At 71.2% G+C, this 21,918-nt stretch carries 21 protein-coding genes; 15 read left to right on the top strand and 6 right to left on the bottom strand.

Translation table 11 applies throughout. The features are described 5' to 3' along the window. Nucleotides 1–10: 10 nt before the first annotated feature. Nucleotides 11–325: a YbjQ family protein gene (locus tag QE416_RS03550; RefSeq protein WP_210076028.1), complete on the bottom strand. Its 315-nt coding sequence runs from the start codon at nucleotides 323–325 to the stop codon at nucleotides 11–13. Between the two features lie 144 nt (nucleotides 326–469). Here QE416_RS03550 and QE416_RS03545 point away from each other — a divergent pair, with 144 nt between their 5' ends. The 5 genes from QE416_RS03545 to QE416_RS03525 all read left to right on the top strand — a co-directional run bounded on the left by QE416_RS03545 (nucleotide 470) and on the right by QE416_RS03525 (nucleotide 6,048). Then, entirely contained in the window at nucleotides 470–1,099 is a 630-nt protein-coding gene (locus tag QE416_RS03545; protein WP_307313542.1) for a GntR family transcriptional regulator, read from the top strand. Beyond that, the gene (locus QE416_RS03540) at nucleotides 1,096–2,622 is read left to right on the top strand and encodes an MmgE/PrpD family protein (RefSeq protein ID WP_307313541.1); all 1,527 of its coding nucleotides are present in this window, start codon (nucleotides 1,096–1,098) and stop codon (nucleotides 2,620–2,622) included. The genes QE416_RS03545 and QE416_RS03540 overlap by 4 nt, the downstream gene beginning before the upstream one ends. A 127-nt stretch (nucleotides 2,623–2,749) precedes the next feature. Further along, a complete protein-coding gene (gene prpB / locus QE416_RS03535) occupies nucleotides 2,750–3,649 on the top strand; it encodes a methylisocitrate lyase (protein WP_307313539.1) in 900 nt (299 codons plus the stop codon). A 36-nt stretch (nucleotides 3,650–3,685) separates the two neighbouring features. Continuing rightward, nucleotides 3,686–4,870 (top strand): bifunctional 2-methylcitrate synthase/citrate synthase, encoded by a 1,185-nt coding sequence (locus QE416_RS03530; protein ID WP_307313537.1) that lies wholly within the window; start codon nucleotides 3,686–3,688, stop codon nucleotides 4,868–4,870. Further along, on the top strand, nucleotides 4,870–6,048 hold the full coding sequence (locus tag QE416_RS03525) for a thiolase family protein (protein ID WP_307313535.1): 1,179 nt from the start codon (nucleotides 4,870–4,872) through the stop codon (nucleotides 6,046–6,048). Before QE416_RS03530 ends, QE416_RS03525 begins: the two co-directional genes overlap by 1 nt. A gap of 183 nt (nucleotides 6,049–6,231) precedes the next feature. On the opposite strand, the gene QE416_RS03520 is transcribed toward QE416_RS03525, so the two are convergent. Continuing rightward, a complete protein-coding gene (locus tag QE416_RS03520; RefSeq protein WP_267788408.1) occupies nucleotides 6,232–6,669 on the bottom strand; it encodes a GNAT family N-acetyltransferase in 438 nt (145 codons plus the stop codon). 144 nt (nucleotides 6,670–6,813) lie between these two features. Here QE416_RS03520 and QE416_RS03515 point away from each other — a divergent pair, with 144 nt between their 5' ends. Next, entirely contained in the window at nucleotides 6,814–7,425 is a 612-nt protein-coding gene (locus QE416_RS03515) for a Type 1 glutamine amidotransferase-like domain-containing protein (RefSeq protein WP_307313532.1), read from the top strand. Between the two features lie 127 nt (nucleotides 7,426–7,552). Here the strand turns inward: QE416_RS03515 and QE416_RS03510 are convergent, their stop codons facing one another. Next, complete coding sequence (locus QE416_RS03510; protein WP_307313530.1) at nucleotides 7,553–11,302, bottom strand: choice-of-anchor I family protein; 3,750 nt, start codon at nucleotides 11,300–11,302, stop codon at nucleotides 7,553–7,555. 160 nt (nucleotides 11,303–11,462) lie between these two features. Here QE416_RS03510 and QE416_RS03505 point away from each other — a divergent pair, with 160 nt between their 5' ends. The 3 genes from QE416_RS03505 to QE416_RS03495 all read left to right on the top strand — a co-directional run bounded on the left by QE416_RS03505 (nucleotide 11,463) and on the right by QE416_RS03495 (nucleotide 14,337). Then, nucleotides 11,463–12,200 (top strand): VIT family protein, encoded by a 738-nt coding sequence (locus tag QE416_RS03505; protein WP_267788404.1) that lies wholly within the window; start codon nucleotides 11,463–11,465, stop codon nucleotides 12,198–12,200. A gap of 80 nt (nucleotides 12,201–12,280) precedes the next feature. Then, complete coding sequence (locus QE416_RS03500; protein ID WP_103208230.1) at nucleotides 12,281–13,459, top strand: acyl-CoA dehydrogenase family protein; 1,179 nt, start codon at nucleotides 12,281–12,283, stop codon at nucleotides 13,457–13,459. A gap of 89 nt (nucleotides 13,460–13,548) precedes the next feature. Continuing rightward, nucleotides 13,549–14,337, top strand: a complete 789-nt coding sequence (locus QE416_RS03495) for an enoyl-CoA hydratase-related protein (RefSeq protein WP_307313525.1) — start codon at nucleotides 13,549–13,551, stop codon at nucleotides 14,335–14,337. Nucleotides 14,338–14,341: 4 nt separating this feature from the next. Here QE416_RS03495 and QE416_RS03490 read toward each other — a convergent pair whose 3' ends face one another. Beyond that, on the bottom strand, nucleotides 14,342–14,869 hold the full coding sequence (locus QE416_RS03490; RefSeq protein ID WP_307313523.1) for a MarR family winged helix-turn-helix transcriptional regulator: 528 nt from the start codon (nucleotides 14,867–14,869) through the stop codon (nucleotides 14,342–14,344). Between the two features lie 136 nt (nucleotides 14,870–15,005). Between QE416_RS03490 and QE416_RS03485 the strand changes: the two genes are divergently transcribed. The 3 genes from QE416_RS03485 (at nucleotide 15,006) to QE416_RS03475 (ending at nucleotide 18,343) form a co-directional block, all read left to right on the top strand. After that, nucleotides 15,006–15,782, top strand: a complete 777-nt coding sequence (locus QE416_RS03485) for an electron transfer flavoprotein subunit beta/FixA family protein (RefSeq protein ID WP_307313521.1) — start codon at nucleotides 15,006–15,008, stop codon at nucleotides 15,780–15,782. Next, nucleotides 15,782–16,747: an electron transfer flavoprotein subunit alpha/FixB family protein gene (locus tag QE416_RS03480; protein ID WP_307313520.1), complete on the top strand. Its 966-nt coding sequence runs from the start codon at nucleotides 15,782–15,784 to the stop codon at nucleotides 16,745–16,747. Before QE416_RS03485 ends, QE416_RS03480 begins: the two co-directional genes overlap by 1 nt. A gap of 279 nt (nucleotides 16,748–17,026) precedes the next feature. Continuing rightward, nucleotides 17,027–18,343, top strand: a complete 1,317-nt coding sequence (locus QE416_RS03475; RefSeq protein ID WP_307313517.1) for a cytochrome b/b6 domain-containing protein — start codon at nucleotides 17,027–17,029, stop codon at nucleotides 18,341–18,343. Between the two features lie 127 nt (nucleotides 18,344–18,470). On the opposite strand, the gene QE416_RS03470 is transcribed toward QE416_RS03475, so the two are convergent. Continuing rightward, a complete protein-coding gene (locus tag QE416_RS03470) occupies nucleotides 18,471–19,040 on the bottom strand; it encodes a TetR/AcrR family transcriptional regulator C-terminal domain-containing protein (protein WP_307313515.1) in 570 nt (189 codons plus the stop codon). A gap of 65 nt (nucleotides 19,041–19,105) precedes the next feature. Between QE416_RS03470 and QE416_RS03465 the strand changes: the two genes are divergently transcribed. The 3 genes from QE416_RS03465 to QE416_RS03455 are packed head-to-tail and all read left to right on the top strand — an operon-like array spanning nucleotide 19,106 to nucleotide 20,993. After that, the gene (locus QE416_RS03465) at nucleotides 19,106–19,702 is read left to right on the top strand and encodes a biotin transporter BioY (RefSeq protein WP_307313513.1); all 597 of its coding nucleotides are present in this window, start codon (nucleotides 19,106–19,108) and stop codon (nucleotides 19,700–19,702) included. After that, the gene (locus tag QE416_RS03460; protein WP_373458834.1) at nucleotides 19,699–20,403 is read left to right on the top strand and encodes an energy-coupling factor ABC transporter ATP-binding protein; all 705 of its coding nucleotides are present in this window, start codon (nucleotides 19,699–19,701) and stop codon (nucleotides 20,401–20,403) included. Before QE416_RS03465 ends, QE416_RS03460 begins: the two co-directional genes overlap by 4 nt. After that, complete coding sequence (locus QE416_RS03455; protein WP_307313512.1) at nucleotides 20,397–20,993, top strand: energy-coupling factor transporter transmembrane component T; 597 nt, start codon at nucleotides 20,397–20,399, stop codon at nucleotides 20,991–20,993. The genes QE416_RS03460 and QE416_RS03455 overlap by 7 nt, the downstream gene beginning before the upstream one ends. Nucleotides 20,994–21,135: 142 nt before the next feature. Here QE416_RS03455 and cofE read toward each other — a convergent pair whose 3' ends face one another. Then, nucleotides 21,136–21,918 carry a coenzyme F420-0:L-glutamate ligase gene (gene cofE, locus QE416_RS03450; protein WP_307313510.1) on the bottom strand — a complete coding sequence of 261 codons (783 nt, stop codon included), beginning with the start codon at nucleotides 21,916–21,918 and terminating at the stop codon, nucleotides 21,136–21,138.

Here is a 21,918-nt window from a genome sequence, read left to right as displayed (position 1 = left end):
CCCGGCGGTGTCAGCCCAGCTTCACGGCCGTGCCGTAGGCGACGACCTCCTGGAAGTTCTGCGCCACCTCGCTCGTGTCGAAGCGCATGGCGATGACGGCGTCGGCCCCGACGGCTTCGGCGGCCTCGACCAGGCGCTGCTTTGCTTCGTCGCGACTGTCCTGCAGCTGCTTGGTGAGGCCCTGGAGCTCACCGCCGAAGATCGACTTGAGTCCGGCGCCGAACTGCACGCCGATGTTGCGGGCGCGCACGGTCAGGCCGGTCACCTCGCCGTACACCTCGACGATCTGGCGGCCGGGGACATCGTTCATGGTCGTGACGAGCATGCGCCCAGTGTCGCAGGTGACGGGCCGCTCCGCGAGGGGTGAATCGAGCCGCTCTGTGTATACCCAGACGGCATCCAGGAGGCAATAAATCTCCGTTTCGCTCGCTGATTGCATACACTGGAGCAATGACGGCGAGGGGGCAGCATGCGGGCGGGTGATCGTGCCTACGCGACCCTCCTCGACGAGATCCAGACCGGCACGCTGTCGCCGGGGACCGTCCTCGCCGAAGTGGAGCAGTCCACCCGCCTCGGAGTCAGCCGCACGCCTCTTCGCGAGGCGCTGCGCCGGTTGGCATCCGACGGCCTCGTCGCCCAGGCCTCGGCCCGCGTGACCGTGGTCGCCGGCATCGACGCCGACGACATCCGCTCGCTCTTCGACCTGCGTCGGGCGCTCGAGACCGAGGCGGCGCGACTGGCCGCCCGGCGCGGCGATCGCGGGGAGTTCCGACGCCTCGCGACCGAGTTCGCCGCCGTCGACACCACCGACGCCGACGCGTACTACGCCCTGATCGCCCGCTTCGACGCCGCGATCGACGACGCCGTCGACAACGCCTATCTCTCCGCCGCGCTCCGGAGCGTGCGCACCCACCTCGTGCGGGTGCGGCGCATGGCGCGAGACAACCCCCTTCGCCTCTCGGCCTCGGCCGGGGAGCATGAACTGATCGCGAGAGCGATCGGCGCCGGCGACCCCGAACTCGCCGCCCACGCCGCCCATGTGCACCTGCACAACGCCCTCACCACCATCCTCGAAGCCCTCACGGAGGACCCCTCATGACGATCACCCACCACGTGCGCGTGCACCGCAGCGACGAGAACCTCGCCCGTGAGGGCCAGCTCGCCTGGGCGCTCGCCCGCGTCGCGGTCGACCCGGTGGCCGTCGACGACGACGTGGTGGACATGATCGTCAACCGCCTCATCGACAACGCGGCCGTCGCCGCCGCCTCGATCACCCGTCAGCCCGTGAGCGCTGCGCGTCAGCAGGCTCTCGACCACGCCGTCTCGATCGGCGGCTCGGGTGCCACGGTCTTCGGCTGCCTGCTCGAGCGGCGCACGAGTCCCGAGTGGGCGGCGTGGGCGAACGGCGTGGCCGTGCGCGAGCTCGACTACCACGACACCTTCCTCGCCGCGGACTACTCGCACCCCGGCGACAACATCCCGCCCGTGCTGGCCGTCGCCCAGCACACCGGTCGCGACGGCATCGCCCTCGTGCGCGCTCTCGCCACGGCCTACGAGATCCAGATCGACCTCGTGCGCGCCATCTCGCTGCACAAGCACAAGATCGACCACGTCGCCCACCTCGGCCCCGCCGCGGCCGCCGGCATCGGCACCCTGCTCGACCTCGACCAGGAGACGATCTACCAGGCCATCGGCCAGGCGCTCCACACCACCACGGCCACCCGTCAGTCCCGCAAGGGCGAGATCTCGACGTGGAAGGCGCACGCGCCCGCCTTCGCCGGCAAGATGGCGATCGAAGCCGTCGACCGCGCGATGCGCGGCGAGACCAGCCCCTCGCCGATCTACGAGGGCGAGGACGGTGTGATCGCCTGGATGCTCGACGGCCCCGACGCGTCCTACGACGTGCCCCTGCCCGGCGAGGGCGAGAGCAAGCGCGGCATCCTCGACTCGTACACGAAGGAGCACTCGGCCGAGTACCAGGCGCAGGCCTGGATCGATCTGGCCCGTCGCCTCGGCACGGAGCGCCCCGAGCTGCGCGAGCCCGCCAACGTGGCATCCATCGTCCTGCACACGAGCCACCACACGCACTACGTGATCGGCTCCGGAGCGAACGACCCGCAGAAGTACGACCCCACCGCCTCGCGCGAGACGCTCGACCACTCGATCCCGTACATCTTCGCCGTCGCCCTGCAGGACGGCGCGTGGCACCACGTCGACTCCTACACCCCCGAGCGCGCGGGCCGCGAAGACACCGTCGCGCTGTGGCACAAGGTCACCACGGCCGAGGATGCCGAGTGGACGCGCCGCTACCACTCCGACGACCCGAACGAGAAGGCCTTCGGCGGTCGCGTCGTGATCACCCTGACCGACGGGTCGGTCGTCGAAGACGAGATCGCCGTCGCCGATGCCCACCCGCTCGGCGCCCGGCCGTTCGCGCGCGAGGACTACGTGCGCAAGTTCCGGCTGCTCGCCGAGCCCGTGCTGCTGCCCGACGAGATCGAGCGCTTCCTCGAGCTCGTGCAGCGCCTGCCCGAGCTGACCCCGGCCGAGGTGATGCAGCTCACCATCGTGGCGAAGCCCGGCGTGCTGGCCCTGGCGCCCGCGCCGAAGGGGCTGTTCTGATGCGCGGGCCGTGCGTAACTCCTGAAGTCTGCACGGTCGGGGGCTTCGGCTCCGTGTCATTCCGCGGGTGCTGCGTCGCTGTGCCGCGATTCCTCAGGAGTTGTGCACACCCGGCGGAGGAGAACTGATGCTCTACGCCCAGACCACCGCTCAGCAGAAGCGTCGTGCGCTGCGCGAGAAGCTGGCATCCGGTGAACTCGTCCGGATGCCGGGAGCCTTCAACCCGCTGTCGGCCCGACTCATCGAGCGCAAGGGCTTCGACGGCGTCTACATCTCGGGCGCGGTGATCTCGGCCGACCTGGGTCTGCCCGACATCGGCCTCACGACCCTCACCGAGGTCGCGGGTCGCGGTCAGCAGATCGCGCGCATGACGGAGCTGCCGGCGATCATCGACGCCGACACCGGGTTCGGCGAGCCGATGAACGTCGCCCGCACGATCCAGACCCTCGAAGACGCGGGGCTTGCGGGCACCCACATCGAGGACCAGCTCAACCCGAAGCGCTGCGGCCACCTCGACGGCAAGAGCGTCGTGGACGCCGACACCGCGATCAAGCGCATCCGCGCCGCGGTCGATGCCCGCCGCGACCCCGACTTCCTGATCATGGCGCGCACCGACGTGCGGGCGGTGGAGGGACTGGATGCCGCCATCGACCGCGCGAAAGCCCTGGTCGACGCGGGCGCCGACGCGATCTTCCCCGAGGCGATGCGCGACCTCGCAGAGTTCGAGGCGATGCGCTCGGCGCTCGACGTGCCGATCCTGGCGAACATGACCGAGTTCGGCAAGAGCGAGCTGTTCTCGACGCAGCAGTTGCGAGACGCCGGGGTGAACCTGGTGATCTGGCCGGTGTCGCTGCTCCGACTCGCGATGGGCGCGGCGGGCCGCGGCCTCGACGCCCTGGCATCAGAGGGTCACCTTCGCGACCAGCTGGGCGAGATGCAGCACCGCGCCGACCTGTACGACCTCATCGACTACGAGGGCTACACCCGCTTCGACGCCGACGTGTTCGATTTCACCGTCGAACGCTGACGCGGCCGCACACGAGCACGACTCAAGGGAGAGACGATGACCGACATCAAGAAGGGCCTCGCCGGGGTCACGGTCGACGAGACCGCCGTCAGCAAGGTGAACCCCGAGACCAACAGCCTGCTGTACCGCGGTTACCCCGTGCAGGAGCTCGCCGCCACCCAGCCGTTCGAAGCGGTCGCGTACCTGCTGTGGAACGGGGAGCTTCCGGATGCCGCGCAGCTCGCCGACCTGCGCCGGACCGAGCGTGCGCACCGCGCGTTGAGCGACGACGTCCGCGCCGCGATCGACCTTCTGCCCACGAGCGCCCACCCGATGGACGAGGTACGCACGGCCGTGAGCGTGATCGGCGCGCGGGAGACCGCGGGGATCTCGAACGTGATGGATGCCGTGGGCACGCCCGAACAGAACCTCGAGCGCTCGATCCGCCTGTGGGCGCAGCTGCCCGCCGTGGTCGCGTACGGTCAGCGTCGCCGCCGTGCAGAGGAGCTGGTCGAGCCCCGCGACGACCTCGACTATGCGGCGAACTTCCTCTGGATGACCTTCGGCGAGGAGGCCGACGAGGTCGTCGTCGATGCGTTCAACCGCTCGATGATCCTGTACGCCGAGCACTCCTTCAACGCCTCGACCTTCACCGCTCGTGTGATCGCCTCGACCCTCAGCGACCTCTACTCCGCGGTCGTCGGCGCGATCGGCGCTCTCAAGGGTCCCCTGCACGGCGGGGCGAACGAGGCCGTGCTGCACGTGTTCACCGAGATCGGCTCGGCCGAGAACGTCGGGCCGTGGCTCGACACCGCCCTCGCCGACAAGCGCAAGATCATGGGCTTCGGTCACCGCGTCTACAAGCGCGGCGACTCGCGCGTGCCGACGATGAAGGCCGCCCTCGACACGCTCGTCGAGCACTACGGTCGTCCCGACGTCGCCGCCCTCTACGACGCGCTCGAGTCGCAGTTCGTCGAGCGCAAGGGCATCTACCCGAACCTCGACTACCCCTCGGGCCCGGCCTACGACCTGATGGGCTTCGACACGCTCACCTTCACCCCCCTCTTCGTCGCCGCGCGCGTGACCGGCTGGACCGCGCACATCCGCGAGCAGCAGGCGTCGAACGCCCTCATCCGCCCCCTCTCGGAATACGTCGGTCCCGACGAGCGCCACGTCGAGGGCTACGTCCCGGATGCCGCCGACGTCGAGGCCCAGGAGCGCCCCGAGGAAGCGGCCGGCTGATGTCGTCTCCGAAGATCGTTCTGGTCTCGGGCGCCCGCACGCCCATCGGCTCGTTCGGCGGAGCGCTCTCGGGCGTGGACGCCTACGAGCTCGGCGCGGTCGCCGTCACCGAGGCCCTGCGTCGCGCCGGCGTCGAGAAAGGCGCGGTCGACGAGGTCGTGATGGGCTGCATCGCCCAGAACGGGCCCGATGCCTACAACGCCCGTCGCGTTGCGCTCGCCGCGGGCCTTCCCACGCGCGTGCCCGCTTTCACGGTGAATCGCCTCTGCGGTTCGGGTCTGCAGGCGATCTGGTCGGCCGCCCAAGAGCTTCGCTGGGGCGGGATCGACGTCGCCGTGGCCGGTGGCGACGAGAGCATGTCGCGCACGCCCTTCCTCGAGTACGGTGCCCGCGGCAACGCACGGCTCGGCGATCGGCAGCTCCTCGACGGCACGCTCGCGATCCTCACCGACCCCTTCAGCGGCCGGCACATGGGCACGACGGCCGAGGTCGTGGCATCCCGATACTCCGTCTCGCGGACGCAGCAGGACGCCTTCGCCGTCGAGAGCCAGCGCAGAGCGGCGACGGATGCCGCGCGCGCGGCCTTCGCAGAAGAGATCGTGCCCGTGACCACCGGCGGCCGCACGCCCGTCGAGGTCTCGGTCGACGAGCACCCGCGTCCGGGTACGACCCTGCAGGCCCTCGCGGACCTGCGCCCGGCGTTCGAGAAGGACGGATCGGTCACGGCCGGCAACTCCTCGGGCATCAACGACGGCGCCGCGGCGACCGTACTGATGCGCGAGGACGACGTGCGCGAGCGCGGTCTGTCGGGGCTCGCGACGCTCGAGGCCGTGACCACCGCCGGCGTCGACCCCGAGATCATGGGCTACGCGCCCGTCATCGCGCTGCAGCGGCTGTGGGAGCAGACCGGGCTCACGCCGGCCGACGTCGACGTGATCGAGCTGAACGAGGCCTTCGCCGCCCAAGCGGTGGCGGTGATCCGCGACGCGGGCCTCGACCCCGAGAAGGTGAACCCCTACGGCGGCGCGATCGCCCTCGGCCACCCGGTCGGTGCGACGGGCGCGATCCTCACGGTGCGCGCGGCCCTCGATCTGCGCCGTCGCGACCTGGAGTACGCCGTCGTGACGATGTGCATCGGCGGCGGACAGGCCCTGGCCGCGCTGCTGCGGCGGTACTGAGTCGGGTTTCGCCCTCACCGGGCGGGCCGTCCCGCGGAGTTCGTCGGCGACATGCCGGGTCGGCGGGCTGGTGGGCGGCGTGTCGGCCGTGGGGTCCGCGGGACGGCCCGCCCAGGGCGATGCGGGCCGCGGGCGGGGGCCATCAGGTGTGCGCCGGGCGGGGTCGAATGTCCTACTGGAGGGTCACGCCCGCGGTGCTCGACGGACCAGGAAGACGTCGACCTCGTCCTCGGAGTCGAGGGTGAATCCGGCGCGCTCGTAGAGGCGGCGGGCGGGGCTGCCCTGCAGCACGTTCAGGCGCGTCGGGCCGTCCCACGGTTCCGCCAGCACGCGAGAGAGGACCTCGCCGCCCACGCCCCGACCCTGCAGAGCGGATGCCAGGTAGAAATGCTCGATCCAGCGCGACGCCCCGTCGGTGCGGACGGTGAGAGAACCGGCATCCGCCCCGTCGACGACGATGATGCGCGTGTGTTCGGGACGGAACCCGGTGCGCAGGCGCTCGCGGACGCGATGCTCGTCGAAGCGGCCGAGGCGCTCGAGGTCGGCGCGCAACACCTCGGCGCGCAGCTCGACGAGCCAGGTGATGTCGGCGGGCACGCTCGGCCGGAGGCGGATGTCCATGCGTCGAGTCTAGGAATCGCGACGTGGACGGGCCCGCGATACTGGGCGTATGAGCGTGTTCCTTCTCGGTGGCGGGCGCGCTGCGGCGACCTGCTGCGTCCCTTCGTCCGCGAGGCGCGCGAGCGCGCCGGCGAGCGCGCTCCGGTGATCGCGCTGCTGCTCGTGCTCGAGGCCGAAGACGACACCAGGATCGCCCTCCACCGCGCCATGTTGGACGCAGCGCAGGCGCTGCCCGCCGAGATCCGCGTCAAGACGATCGTCGAGGGCGAGGTCTTCGATGCCTCGGCGCTCGCCGCCGACGCGCTGTTCGTCGGCGGCGGCCTCACCCCGGCCTACCTGGATGCTTTCGCGCAGATCCGGGATGCCGTGATCGAGCGTGTCCGCGAGGGGATGCCGTACGCCGGGTTCTCCGCCGGCTCCGTGATCGCCGCCGGTCCGGCGCTGGTCGGCGGATACCGTCTGGGCGGGGTCGAGGTCGTGTCGGAGAACGCCGGCGAGGAACTCGACGAGCTCGAGGTCCGCGCGGGCCTCGGACTGCTGGACTTCGCCGTCGATGTGCACGCCGCCCAGTGGGGGACCCTTTCTCGTCTGGTCGCCGCGGTCGATGCCGGGCTCGTCTCCGACGGCGTGGCGATCGACGAGCACACGGCCCTGGTGATCTCGGCACAGGCGGCCCCGGCCGTCCGCGGCGGCGGGCAGGTCTGGCGCGTGGAGTCCTCGGCATCCGGAGTCCACGTCCAGGTGCTCCGCGCCTGAGGCGCCGCGCTCGTCGCGAGCCGCCGGGATCTGTCTCTCGCGCGAGTCCTGACGCGGCGGAGTCCGGCGATTCCTGCACGCAACGGCCCCCACCCCGAGGGGTGAGGGCCGTTGCGGAATCCGCGCGTCAGGCGGTGCGGCGGCGACGCAGGGCGAAGGCGAGACCGCCCGCGACCACGAGGAAGCCGCCCGCGAGGGCGATGCCCCACGGCGCTTGCGCGCCCGTCGCCGCCAGGGCCCCCTTACGGACCACCTCGACCGCGAGAGCGGGGAGCACGGTGCCGTCGGCGCGCTTGATGACCACCGTGTGCGCCCCGGGTTCGAGAGTCGCGGGCACGTTCACGCGGAAGGTCACGGTGCCGGAGGCATCGGCGGCCGGGATGCCGGTGATCACGATCGGCGTGCTGTTGAGCGTGGCCGTCAGCTGCTCGCCGGCGTTCAGCCCCGAGACGGTGACGGTGAACGACCCGCCCTGCTCGACGCGCGCCGCGCTCGCCGTGATGCGCGCCGAGGTCGACGGCGAAGCCGTGGGGCTGCCGGTGGGCTGACCCGTGGGGTTGGCGGTGGGCGTCGGCTTCGGCGTGCCTTCGTCGACCGGCGTCGAACCGACCAGGTACGCCCGGCCGAGAGGTGAGGGCGCGATGGTCTTCTTCGCGGTGAAGAAGTCGACCGTGGCCTGCAGGTCGATCTGGCCCGAGTCGGCCTTGTTCGTGCCCTGCGCGAAGACGCCGAAGTTGTCGCCTCCCGCCGCGAGGAACGAGTTGGTCACGACGCGGTACGAGGTCGTCGCGCCGATGGGCGTTCCGTTCAGTGCGATCGACGAGATCCGCGAGCCCTCGGCCGCCTTCGGGTCGTACTGGAAGGTGAAGCCCTTCGAGACGCCGAGCGCGAGCACCGGGCGAGCCGCACCCGACGGCTGCCATTGCTGCTCGAGCACCTGCTTCAGCTGCGCGCCGGTGAGCGACAGCGTCACCAGCGTGTTGCCGAAGGGCTGCACGTTGGCCGCCTCGCGGTACGACACGGAGCCGTTGTCGGAGCCGTAGAGCAGGTCGGCCCGCAGACCGCCGGGGTTCATGAACGCGATCTGCGCGTCCTGCCCGTTGAACGAGGGGTTCTCGCTCGTGGCCCAGAGGTACACGTCCGCGACGGTGTTGCCGAGCGTGGAGTACGCACCGCGATCCTCACCACCCGAGCTGTTCTTCGCGCGCGTGATGTCGGCGGTGATTGTGCCGACCTCGACCTTGCCCTTCGTGTCGGCGGTGGCCTTGGCATCCGCGACGATCTTCGCCGCAGCGGCCTGGGGGTAGGCGATGTACTGGCCCACGGTGGAGTCGTAGAGCGAGCGCACGCCGGGCGCGATCGAGACGAGCTTGCCGGTTGCATCCAGGTCGATGTCGAGCGTGCCGAGGTTGGTGCCGTACGAGCCGGTCTGGATGACCGAGCGACCCCCGATGGTGCACGAATACTTCTGGTGCGTGTGCGCCGAGACGATCGCGTTGACGTCGGCGGAGGCACCGCGCACGACGGCGCCGAAGTCGCTGGATTCGGTCGCGATCGTGGTGCAGTCCGTGCTCTCCGAGCCGTCGTGGACCAGCACGATGACGATGTCGGCACCTGCCGCGCGGGCGTTCTTCGCCTCGCGGTTCACGGCCTCGGTCTCGTCGCCGAACTCGATGTCGGTGATCTTCGAGGGGTCGACCATGCCGGCCGTCTGCGGAGTGACGGTGCCGACGAAGGCGACCTTCGTGCTGCCGACCTGCTTGATCGTGTAGGGCTTGAGGGCGGGGGTGTTCGTGCCCTTCTTGTAGACGTTCGCGCCGAGAGCGAAGTCGCTCGATGCTCCCGTGTTGCCGCCGTAGGTGGGAATGACCCGCTCGGTCAGATCGGCGAAGCCGCGGTCGAACTCGTGGTTGCCCACCGCGCTGACGTCGAGCGTCGCGGCTTTGAGGGCCTTGATGGTCGGGGTGTCCTGGTCGATGAACGACTCGAAGGCGCTCGCGCCGATGTTGTCGCCGGCCGAGACGAACAGGGTGTTCGGGTTCTGCTGGCGGTACTTCTCGACGGCGCCGGCGAGCACCGCGGCCCCGGCGACGCCACCGGTCTCCTGCAGCAGGCGCCCGTGGAAGTCGTTGATCGTGAGGATCTGCAGGTCGGGGGTCTTCGGCTTCGTCGGACGCACCTCGAACACGGTCGTGGTGCCCGAGACCTCGTTGCCCGTGACCAGCAGCGGCACGCCGGTGGGCGAGCGCAGGGCTGACACGAAGGTGATGCCCTCGGGGCCGAGGTCACCGGACGCGGCGAAGTCGATCGTGTCGTCCGCCTTCGTGGTGTTGACGTTGCGGTTGTTGACGTAGGTGACGTAGCTCGCCTTCGTCGGGTCGGTGATGTCGTAGACCATCACGCCGCCCGCGCGCTCGAGGCCGATGAAGGCGTAGGTGCGGCCGTCTACGACGCCGATGGTGACGTTCTCGGGCTCGGGGCCCTTGTCGTCGCTGCGGTCGTCGAGGGTGTTGTTGTCGTTCGAGACGTTGAACAGCTGCGGGGCGACGTTCTTGAGCTTCTGCTCGAACTGGTCGCCCGAGTCGAAGACGAGAGCGCCCTTGGTGTCCCAGATCGAGAAGGAGCGCCCGCCGTAGGCGTAGAGCTCGCTGTAGCAGCCGTCCGCTGTCTTGCCGAGGTCCGTGACGACCTTGAGGCGACCGGCGGCGTCATTGGCGGTCTGGCCCGCGAGCGGGCTCGAGGTGCAGATGGGCGCCAGGCCGTTCTTGCCGAAGGCGTTGATGCGCGCCTCGTCGTCGAAGGAGCCCCACTTGCGCCCGTCCCCTTCGTTCGCGGTGACGAGGTAGGTCGTGGCCTTGCCGTTGGTGTTCGCCGAGTACGAGGCGATTCCGTCGGGCATGTAGAGGCCCTTGAGGCCGGCGACGGGGCGGATGCTCTCGGCGGCCGTCGTGCCGTCTTTGTCGCTCGGGTCGAGTCCGACGACGCTCCAGTCCTTGTACCCGAGGGGCAGGATGCCGGTCACCTCGGCCTTCGTCAGATCCACCGTCGCGACGGCGTTGTTCTCCTGCAGGGTGACGTAGGCCACCGTGCCGTCGGTGGTGATGTACTCGGGCTCGAGGTTGCGCGAGACGCGGTTGGTCGACAGGGTCGCGGCATCCTGGCCCGGGGCGGCGACATCGGGGCCGAACACGCGCACCTTGGAGTCGAGCGTCTTGCTCCCGCCGGGCTCGAAGGCGCGGAAGCCGGCCGTCTTGACGGCGCTCTGCGCGGGGGCGGACAGGGCGGACGACAGCGCGATGACGCTGACCGAACCCTCGGGGTCGACCGAGAAGTCCGCCGCCGGTTCGCCCTCATTGGCGACGACGGCGTAGGAGCCGTCCTTCGAGAAGGTCACCATGTCGGGTAGAGCACCGACGGTGACCTCGCCGAGCTTCGCGCTCGCGGCATCCGTCTTGTTGGCGTCGAAGAAGACGAGGTGACCGGGGTCGGTCTTCGTCTTCGCTTCGAAGGCGATGACGCCGAGGCCGTCGTCGCGCACCGCGACCGAGTTGGCGACACCGTTCGACGAGATGTCGAACAGTTTGACCGGCTTCTTGGGGTCGCTGTTGTCGAGCACGGTCACGGTGCCGGCCTGCGCGTTGACGACGAAGAGGCGGTCGCGGTAGGCCTGGACGATCTCGGCCGCGGATTCCTTGTAGACGCCGGTGTCGTACGAGCCGACCGGGGTCACGCTGATCGCGGCGTCGGAGACGCTGTTCGAGACGGGCTGCGAAACGATCGCGGCGGATGCCGCGGTGGTACTCGACAGGGCGAGAGCGCACACCGCCGCGGTCGTCGCGGTGAACGCGGCGGCGCGGCGAAGGAAGGTCGAAGGCATGGCTGTGTCCTCGGATTCGGGTGGGGGAGCGACCCGCGCGGGCGGCGCGATCCTGTGGATTTTGCCTGGAGTTCGTGACGACCCGGTGAACGGGGAGGGAACGCGACGGCCGTGAACCGTCATCGGCCCGTCGGGACGGACGCGGTCGTACGCTCGTCGCATGACCGAGAACGCGCCCGCGGCGACGCCCCCGGGGCCCCACTCCGATGAGCCCCATCGCCAGGGGCTCTCGCAGAGACTGAACTGGTTGCGCGCCGGCGTGCTCGGCGCCAACGACGGCATCGTCTCGACGGCCGCGGTCGTGGTCGGTGTCGCGGGGGCCATGAGCGACACCGGTCCGGTGCTGATCGCGGGCCTCGCCGCCCTCGTCGGTGGGGCCATCTCGATGGCGCTCGGCGAGTACGTCTCGGTCTCGAGCCAGCGCGACAGCGAGCACGCCCTCATCCAGAAAGAGAGGCGTGAGCTCGCCGATGACCCCGAGGCCGAACTCGCCGAGCTCGTGGGCATGTACGAGGCCCAGGGGCTCTCGCGTGACACGGCGACGCGCGTGGCGAACGAGCTCACGGCATCCGACGCCCTCAAGGCCCACCTCTCGGTCGAGCTCAACATCGACGCAGAGGATGTCGTGAGCCCGTGGGCCGCGGCCTTCGCCTCGGCGGTCGCCTTCACCATCGGCGCGCTGCTGCCGCTCGCGACGATCCTGCTGGCGCCGGTCGAGATCCGCGTACCTCTCACCTTCGTCGCCGTCCTCATGGCGCTCGCCATCACCGGCTACGTCGCCGCGGTCCTCGGAGGAGCGCGGCGCGGGCGGGCGGTGCTGCGCACGGTGGTTGGCGGTGCGCTCGCGCTCGCCGCGACCTACGCGGTCGGCGCGTTGTTCGGGGTCTCCGCCTCGTAGTCGGTACCTCTATCAATTAATAGGACGTCCAGGTAATCTGAGGGGAGCGACGACGCCGTCGCTTTCCGAAGGAGAGCCGCATGGACACCACCCCTGCTCCCGCGCTCGACGCCCCGTCGACCGGCACCCTGAGTTCCGACGAGCGCGATGCCATCCTCGACGCGGTGCGCGACTTCGCGGCGACCGAGTTCGCCCCGCGCACCCTCGAATGGGATGCCGAGAAGCACTTCCCCCGCGACGTGCTGCGCCGCGCGGGGGAGCTGGGTCTCGGCGGCGTCTACGTCAACGACGACGTGGGCGGCGCCGGGTTGTCGCGCGTCGACGCGGTGGCGATCTTCGAGGAGCTCGCCTACGGCGACCCGACGGTCACGGCCTACATCACGATCCACAACATGGTCGCGTGGATGATCGACACCTACGGCACCGCCGAGCAGCGCGAGCGGTGGCTGCCGTCGCTGGTGGCCATGGAAGATCTCGGCGCCTACTGCCTCACCGAGCCCGGCGCCGGGTCCGACGCCGCGGCCATCACCACCTCGGCGATCCGGCACGGCGACACCTACGTGCTGACGGGGGTCAAGCAGTTCATCTCGGGCGCGGGCGAGGCGTCGGTCTACGTCGTCATGGCTCGCACGGGGGAGCCGGGAGCGCGCGGCATCAGCGCCTTCCTCGTGCCCGCCGACTCCGAAGGACTCTCGTTCGGAGCGAACGAGAAGAAGATGGGCTGGAACGCGCAGCCCACCCGTCCCGTCATCCTCGACGAGGTGCGCGTGCCCGCCGAGAACCTCCTCGGCGGCGAGGGACGCGGCTTCTCGATCGCGATGAACGCCCTCAACGGCGGTCGCCTGAACATCGCCACGTGCTCGATCGGCGGGGCGCGCTGGGCGCTCGATCGCGCGATCGCCTACGTGCACGAGCGTTTCACCTTCGGCGAGGCCCTCGCCGAGAAGCAGTCGGTCGTGTTCGCGGTGGCCGACATGGCGACCGAGCTCGAAGCCGCACGACTGCTCGTGCGCGATGCGGCGTCCGCCCTGGATGCGAAGACTCCGGACGCCGCGACCCGGTGCGCCATGGCGAAGAGGTTCGCGACCGACGTCGGCTTCCGCGTCGCCAACGAGTCGCTGCAATTGCACGGCGGATACGGCTACCTGCAGGACTACGGCATCGAGAAGGTCGTTCGCGATCTGCGTGTGCACCAGATCCTCGAGGGGACGAACGAGATCATGCGGCTCATCGTGGGTCGCAGCGTCCTGGCCGCGTGACGCGCGCGGAGGAAAGGCCCGGGCGGATGTCGGCGGGTCGTGCGAGCATGCCGGTGCGGGCTTCGCCGCGCCGATGAGACGGGAGTGACATGACGGATCACGATGCAGGGTACGAGACGATCCGCGTCGAGCAGCGCGCACGAGTCGGGTGGATCACCCTCGATCGCCCCGAGGCGCTGAACGCGCTCAACACACGGACCATGACCGAGGTCGTCGCGGCTGCCGAGGCGTTCGACGCCGACGAAGGCGTCGGCGCGATCGTGGTGACCGGCAGCGAGAAGGCCTTCGCGGCCGGGGCCGACATCAAAGAGATGGAGCAGAAGTCGGGTCTCGACATGATGCTCACCGACCACTTCGGCGCCTGGGCGCGCTTCGCCGCCGTCCGCACGCCCGTGATCGCCGCGGTCTCGGGGTACGCCCTGGGCGGCGGGTGCGAGCTCGCTCTCATGTGCGATGTGATCCTGGCATCCGATCGCGCGAAGTTCGGCCAGCCCGAGGTGCAGCTCGGCGTGATCCCGGGCATGGGCGGCACCCAGCGGCTCGTCCGCGCGCTCGGGTACTACAAGGCCGCCGAGCTCGTGCTCACCGGACGCATGATCGACGCCGCCGAGGCCGAGCGCGCTGGACTCGTCTCCCGTGTGGTGGCGTCGGCCGACCTGCTCGACGAAGCCGAGGCGGTCGCCCGCACGATCGCAGAGAAGCCGCTCCCGGCCTTGTACGCGGCCAAGGCCGCTCTCGACGTGGCCCTGGAATCGACGCTGGCCGAGGGCGTGCGCTTCGAGCGGCAGGCGTTCGCGGCGCTGTTCGACACCGCCGATCAGAAGGAGGGGATGGCGGCCTTCCGCGAGAAGCGGTCGCCGTCGTTCACGCACCGATGAGCGCTCAGAGCGGATCGGGCACCGGCGCGGGGTCGGCGAAGTCGCCGGCGCCCTTGCGGAAGCGCGCGATGATCCGCACCAGTGCCGTCGCGTCATCGTCGTCGAGGCCCAGATCGGCGAACACCTCGTTCAAGGCTGTCGTGGCGTCGTCGACCCGTCGACGCCCGTCCTCGGTGAGCGCGAGCAGGGCCGCACGCCCGTCGGTCGGGTGCGGTTCACGCGTCACGAGCCCGTCTCGAGCGAGGCGCTCGACCGTGTTCGTGACGCTCGTCGGGTGCACCTGGAGGCGCGCGATCGCGCTGGCCATCGGCATCCGGCCCTCTCGCGTGAAGGCGAGCAACCGCAGCATCTCGAACCGCGAGAACGACAGGTCGAAGGGCTTGAGCGCACGATCGATGGATGCCAGGAGCAACTGGTGCGCGCGGATCACCGAGGTCACGACCGTCATGCCGTCGGCGGCGTCGTCCCACCCGTGTGCGAGCCACTGGCGCTTGGCCTCGGCGATCGGGTCGACCGGTAATCGTCGCGTCATCGGTCCTCCTCGCGTTTCACGGTACCGCTCGCCCGCGGGCCGCGCTGCCCGGCGGCGGCTGAGCCCGTCGGCGCTCCGAGTCCGGCCGCTGCCGCGGGGCGGCGGCATTCGTCCTCTCACCGAAGGAGCATGATCGATGAAGATCGTGGTGCTGATCAAGGAAGTCCCCGATACCTGGGGTGAGCGTCGCCTCGACCTCGAGACCGGGCTCTCCGACCGTGCCGCGTCGGCCCCGGTGCTCGACGAGATCGACGAGCGCGCGGTCGAAGCCGCCCTCGCATACGCCGACGCGAACCCCGGCACCGAGGTCGTGGTGCTCACGATGGCTCCGGCCTCGGCCACGGCGACCGTGCGAAAGGCGCTCGCGATGGGCGCGACCTCGGCCGTGCACGTCGTCGACGACGCCCTGCGCGGTGCCGACCTGCTGTTGACCGCCGACGTGCTCGCGGCAGCCATCCGGCGCACGGGGTTCGACCTGGTCATCGCGGGCAACCTCTCCACCGACGGCGGTGGGGGAGTCGTTCCGGCGATGGTCGCCGAGGTGCTCGGCGTGCCGCAGCTCACCGCGCTGTCGAGTCTCGAGGTGACCGACGACACCGTGTCCGGTGACCGCGTGAGCGATGCCGGGACGATGCGGGTGTCGGCGTCGCTTCCCGCGGTGGTCTCGGTGACCGAGGCGCTGCCCGAGGGGCGGTTCACGACGTTCAAGGGCATCATGGCCGCGAAGAAGAAGCCGTACGAGACCCCGGATGCCGTCGAGTTGGGCGTCGAGGCCGAAGACCCGGCGCAGGCCCGGTACATCATGCTGTCGGTCGCCGAGAGGCCGCCGCGAGAGGCCGGGACGAAGATCGTCGACGAGGGCGATGCCGGCGAGAAGCTCGCGGCCTTCCTCGTGGCCGAGGGGGTGGCGTGATGAGCACTGCTCTCGTGCTGCTCGAGGTGCTGCCCTCGGGAGCGCTGGCGGCCTCGTCCCCCGGGCTGCTCGTGGCCGCGGACGCGGTGGGAGAGCCGGTCGCGGTGATCGCGGCCCCCGCCGGGGTGCTCGACCGCGCCGCCGGGGAGGCCGCGGAGCTCGGGGCGGTCCGCGTCCTCTCCGCCGAGGTGGACCCCGCCCTGCTGACCGGCCCGGTCGTCGACGTGCTCGCGGCCGCGGTGGCAGCCGAGAGCCCCGACCTGGTGCTCGCCTCGAACGCCATCGAATCGCGTGATGCGGTGGCCCGCCTCGCGGTGCGGCTGCGCCTGCCCCTCGCCACCGACGTCGTCGGCGTCGCTCGAGACGACCTCGGGGTGGTGGCCCACCACTCGGTGTTCGGCGGTGCCTTCACCGTCGACGGCGCGCCCACCTTCGGGCCCCTCGTCGCGACCCTGCGGCCCGGGGCGGTCGAGGGGCGCCTCGACGCGCAGCCGCTCGCCGTGCGAGACCTCGAGGTGCCGGCATCCGCGATGCCCTCCGCGCGCGTCGAGGCGTTCTCCGAGACGACCGCTCCCTCGAGCCGGCCGGAGCTGCGCGGCGCGGCGACGGTCGTCGCCGGGGGCCGGGGCGTGGGATCGAAAGAGGACTTCGTCCTCGTCGAGCAGCTCGCCGACGCCCTGGGCGCTGCCGTCGGCGCCTCGCGCGCGGCCGTCGACGCGGGGTACGTACCCGCGACCGCGCAGGTCGGGCAGACGGGGGTGTCGGTCTCGCCGAGGCTGTACGTCGCCCTGGGGATCTCGGGTGCGATCCAGCACCGCGCGGGCATGCAGACCGCTCGCACGATCGTCGCGATCGACAAGAACCCCGAGGCGCCGATCTTCGACATCGCCGACTTCGGTATCGTCGGAGATCTGTTCACCGTCGTCCCGCAACTCATCAGCGCGCTCGAGGCTCACAAGAAGTAGATGGCGTCCACACCCCGCACTCCGCGTCGCGGGCTGCCGCGCGTCCCCGGTGGGGAGCCCTGGCCGCTCGCGGGCTCGGACGCGCCCTCGACGTCTTCGCCTCACGATGACGCGGACGGCCCCGCAGCGGCCGTCGAGAAGCGCGGCGCCGGCTCGCCCGCAGCGGATTCGAGTTCGTCCACGGGAATCGGGTCGGAGGCACCGTCGCGCCCGGATTCGGTGCACGCGTCCGAATCCGTCGAGCTCGCGAGCCCTTCGCTCGGTCCGGAACAGCAGAGCGTGACGTCGGACGCCGCGGCGACCGGCGTGCGCCGAGGTCTGCCGCGCGAGCCCGGCGGGGAGCCCTGGCCTCCGGCATCCGGCGCTGCATCCGGTGCGCGCTCGGCGTCGGATTCGGGCGTGCGCAGCGGAATCGGGTCGGAGGCGCCGTCGCGCCCGGATCCGGTGCACGCGTCCGAATCCGCTGGGGCGTCTGCGGTGACAGCCCCCGCCGAGCCGGCTGACGGCGCGATCGGCGCGACCTCGGTGCCCGTGCCCCCGGCCGAGGCGCCCGGGGCCCTCGCGCACCCGGCCCCGCGGCCGCCCCTCACCGTCGCACGCACCGTCTGGCCCGGCGCCGCGGCCCGTCGCTCCGCGACTCGCGCGGTACCCGGCGCGAAGCCCCGGGCAGCCGCCCTCGGCGACTACTCGCCCGTCCAACTGCTCGGATCGACCGCCGTTCTCGGCGTCTTCGCACTCGCTCTCGTGGGCATCGTCGTGCTTCTCGCGCGATTCGTGCTCGCGATCGGCCCCGGGCGGGAGTTCCTCGCGGCATTCCCGGGCGAGTACCACCTGCCCGCATCCGCTCCGGTGGGGCTTCCGGCGTGGCTGAACTGGTCGCACTTCCTCAACAGCTTCTTCCTGCTGCTGATCATCCGCACCGGGTGGCAGGTACGCCGGGAGAAGAGGCCCTCGGCCTTCTGGTCGCCGCGCAACAACAAGAAGCGCCGCATCAGCCTCGCGCTGTGGTTCCACCAGGCGCTCGACATCCTCTGGATGGCGAACGGCGTCGTCTTCGTGGTGCTGCTGTTCGTCACCGGGCAGTGGATGCGGATCGTGCCGACGTCGTGGGAGGTCTTCCCCAACGCGCTCTCGGCCGCGCTGCAGTACGCCTCTCTCGACTGGCCCACCGAGAACGGCTGGGTGAACTACAACAGTCTCCAGCAGCTGTCGTACTTCGCGATCACCTTCGTCGCCGCGCCTCTGGCGATCGTCAGCGGTGTGCGTCTGTCGGGCGTGTGGCCCAAGAACGCCGAGAAGCTCAACCGTCTGTACCCGGTCGAGTGGGCGCGCAAGGTGCACTTCCCCACGATGCTCTTCTTCGTGGCGTTCATCATCGTGCACGTCGCCCTCGTCCTCGCGACCGGCGCCCTGCGCAACCTGAACCACATGTACGCCGCGCGCGGGGCGGTCGATCCCGAGGCGTTCGTGAGCGATCCCACCGGATTGCTGATCTTCGCGGCATCCCTCGTCGTGATGGCCGCGGCCTGGGTGGCCGCGCGCCCCGCGGTGCTCGTGCCGATCGCGCGCCTGTTCGGCGAGGTCAAGCAGCGCTGACGTTGCCGCGGGTCGCCGTCCCGGGATGACGAGCCGGTGGGCCAGATCACGAGCCGATGCGCGGCATCTCGGGTCGTCTCGGCGAACGCGGGTGGTCCCTGCAACTCCCCTGGTGGCCGCTCGGGCCTCAGACGCGACCGCTCGCGCGCAGCCCCGCGGCGATGAGATCGAGGCCGAAGGCGAAGTCGTCCGCGGAGGATGCAGCGGTGAAGGGCCTTTCCCGTGCTCCCTCTCGGGCCCCGGCGCTGTCGTACTGCAGGCGCTGCTGCTCGTGCCAGACGAACCCGAGGACGTAGTGCAGCACCGTGGTGGCGACCCGCCGAGCGGTGTCGGGGGCGAAGCCGTCGGCGGCGACCGCCTCGGTCAGTCGGTCGAGCGCGAGGGTCGAGCCCAGGCCCAGAGCGAGCGTGCTCGAGACGACCTCGGCGCCGTCGCGGTAGGCCAGTAGGGCATCGCGCAGGGCACCGGCCCGAGAGCGGAGGTCGTCGGAGGTGCCGGATGCCATGCGCCCCACGATCCGATCGGACAGCTCCGCGAGCAGGGACTGCTTGTTGGGGAAGTGCCAGTACAGGGCGCTGGCCTGCACGTCGAGGGCGGTTGCGAGGCGACGCATCGTCAGGTCGGGGAGGCCGTGGTCGTCGAGGATCCGCAGGGCGGTGCGCGCGACGTCGTCGGCCGTATGTCCTCGCGGTGCCATGAGTCTGAGTATAGTGAACGCCGTTCAGGTGAACAGTGTTCAGGTACCCGATCCGAAAGGCTCCCATGCGCCGCTCCCTCGATGCCACCGACCTCGCCCGCGTGGCCGTCTTCGCCGCCCTCATCGCCGTTCTCGGGCTCCCCGGGAGCTTCCCGGTCTTCGGCGGGGTACCGATTACCGCACAGACCCTCGGGGTCATGATCGCGGGTGCCGTCCTCGGCCCGGCGCTCGGCGCCCTCTCGGTCACGGTGCTGCTCGCCCTCGTCGCGGTGGGCTTCCCGCTGCTCGCGGGCGGACGCGGCGGTATCGCCGTCTTCTTCGGGCCCACGGCGGGCTACGCGCTGGGGTGGATCCTCGGGGCGGCGGTCATCGGCCTCGTGGTGCACGCGGGCGGACGGCGGCCCGTCGTCTGGCGTACGGGTCTGGCCATGGTCTCGGGCGGGATCGTCGCGATCTACGCCGTCGGCGTCCCCGTGCAGAGTCTCGTGACCCGGCTGCCGCTCGGTGAGACGGCGCTGGCGAGCCTGGTCTTCGTCCCCGGCGACCTGCTCAAGGCCGCTCTCGCGACGGTCGTGGTCTCGACCCTCGTCCGCGCCTACCCGCGGGGCTTCCGGCGTGACTGGGGCGCTCCGGTGCGCCCCGCGGCGATCGCCCGCGCGTGAGGCCGACGATCCGCGGAGGAACCGTCCGCTGCTCTCGCCTGGCCGCACGCCTCGACGGCCGAGACGTCCTCCGCGACGTGACCCTCGACCTCGATGCCCGCACGATCGCCGTGATCGGCGACAACGGCTCCGGCAAGTCGACCTTCGCCCGCGTCGTCGCGGGGCTCGTGCCCCGGTCCTCGGGCGCGCTCGAGGTGCTCGGAGCGGATCCGGCGACGGATGCCGCGACCCACCGCCGCCGCATCGCCCTCGTGCTGAGCAACCCCGACGCGCAGATCGTGATGCCGGTCGTGTCCGATGACGTCGCCTTCTCGCTGCGTCCCGAGCGCCTGCCGAAGCCCGAGCGGGCGGCGCGCGTGGCCGCGGCCCTCGAACGGTTCGGTCTCACCGACCTCGCGGACCGTCCCGCCTCGGACCTGTCCGGTGGGCAGAAGCAACTGCTCGCGCTCTGCGGCGCCTTCGTGCGCGACCCCGCGCTGGTCGTCGCCGACGAGCCCACGGCCCTCCTCGACTCACGCAACGCCCGCCGGGTGGCCGACCATCTGCTCGGAGACGGACGCCACCGCGCGCTCGTCGTCACCCACGATCTCGCCCTCGCCCGACGATGCGAAGCCGCGGTGCTCTTCGCGGACGGTCGCGTGCTCGCCGCCGGCGCGGCATCCGGGATCGTCGATCGCTATGAGCGGTCGCTGACGTGCTGACCGTGTATCGGCCGGGGACGGGGGTGTTTCATCGGCTCCCCGCCGGCCCGAAGATGCTGGCGGTCGCGGTGCTCGCCCTCGCGGTGGCGGTGCTGCCGACCACCCTGTGGGCCGCGGGGGTCGCGGCGGCGGTGGCGGGGGCCTCCTACGCGGTGTCGGCTCTGGGGGCTCGGGAGCTGGCCAGACAGACCTGGGCCCTGCGATGGATCGTCGTCGTCACCGCGGCGGGGCAACTGCTGTTCCTCGGCATCGAACCCGCCGTCGCGAACACCGCGCGCGTGACGGCGGCGCTGCTGATCGCGGCCCTGCTGCCGTTGACGACGCGCGCGGACGAGCTGCTCGACGCCCTCGAGCGAGGACTCGCCCCGCTGCGGCGGGTCGGAGGCGATGCCGAGCGCGCAGCGCTGCTGCTCGCCGTCACGGTCACGACCGTGCCGGTGCTGGCGCGACGGGCTGCCGAGGTGCGCGAGGCGCAGCGGGCCCGCGGTGTGCGGCCGTCGCTGCGACTCTCGATCGTGCCGTTCCTCGTGCTGTCGCTTCGGCACGCCGACCAGCTCGGCGAGGCCCTCGCCGCCCGCGGGGTGCGCTGAGTCGGCGTCGAGACCGCGGGCGCCCACCGTCGGTGCGATGCGTCCTCTTCGCCGAACGGCTGCGGTCTCGACACGCGAGAGCGGTGGCAAGGCGCGGACGACGCGACCGCGGCGTCAGCACCCCGCGCGATGACCCGCCGCGTCAGCCCGCGGCGGCCCGCCCCGCGGCGAAGCCCTCGGCATAGGCCTCGTCGGCTCCCTGACGGAACATGTCCCGCACGGGATCGCGCACGATAGAGCGTGCTCCGGGCAGGTCGAGCTCTCCCACCAGGTCGCCGCGGCCGCGCACGACCGCCACGGGGCGGCGCGCGGCCTTGCCCTTGACGAGGTCGGTGGCCGCGGCGATCTCGTCGGCCACGCAGGGCAGGGTCACGACGAGGGGGCGGCCCTCGGCATCCGTCGTTCCGCGCAGGTCTTCGAACACGTGCACGCCGCCCGCGCCGATGGCGTGATCGGTCTGGCCCTCGCGCCAGGCGCGGCCGAGCGTGTCGGTGATCAGGACGCCGACGTGGGCCCCGGTCGCGGCGCGCAGCCCGGTCGCCAAGGCGCGCGCGGAGGCGTCAGGGTCGATCGGCAGCAGCAGCACGGTGCCCTCGGGGGTGTTGCTCGCGTCGACGCCGGCGGCGGCCGAGACGATGCCCAAGGGGTTCTCGACGATCCGCGTCACGTGCCCGGTGGGGGAGGTGCGCGATGCCACGAGACGCACGGTCTCGCGCGTGATGGCGTCCTCGCGGTCCGCGGCGTGGATGATCCGACCCTCGGCCTTCGACACGATCTTGCTGGTGACGACCACGATGTCGCCGTCGCGGAGCGACCCGTCGACACCGTCACGCAGGGGTTCGGTCGTGGCATCCAGGATCATCCGGACGAGGTCGTCGCCCGCGGTGATCTCGGGAATGCCGTCGAGGGCCCAGATCTGCAGCAC

This window comes from Microbacterium sp. SORGH_AS_0421 (assembly GCF_030818635.1).
Classification (GTDB): Bacteria; Actinomycetota; Actinomycetes; order Actinomycetales; family Microbacteriaceae; genus Microbacterium.
This window is presented reverse-complemented; position numbering and strand designations above follow the sequence as displayed.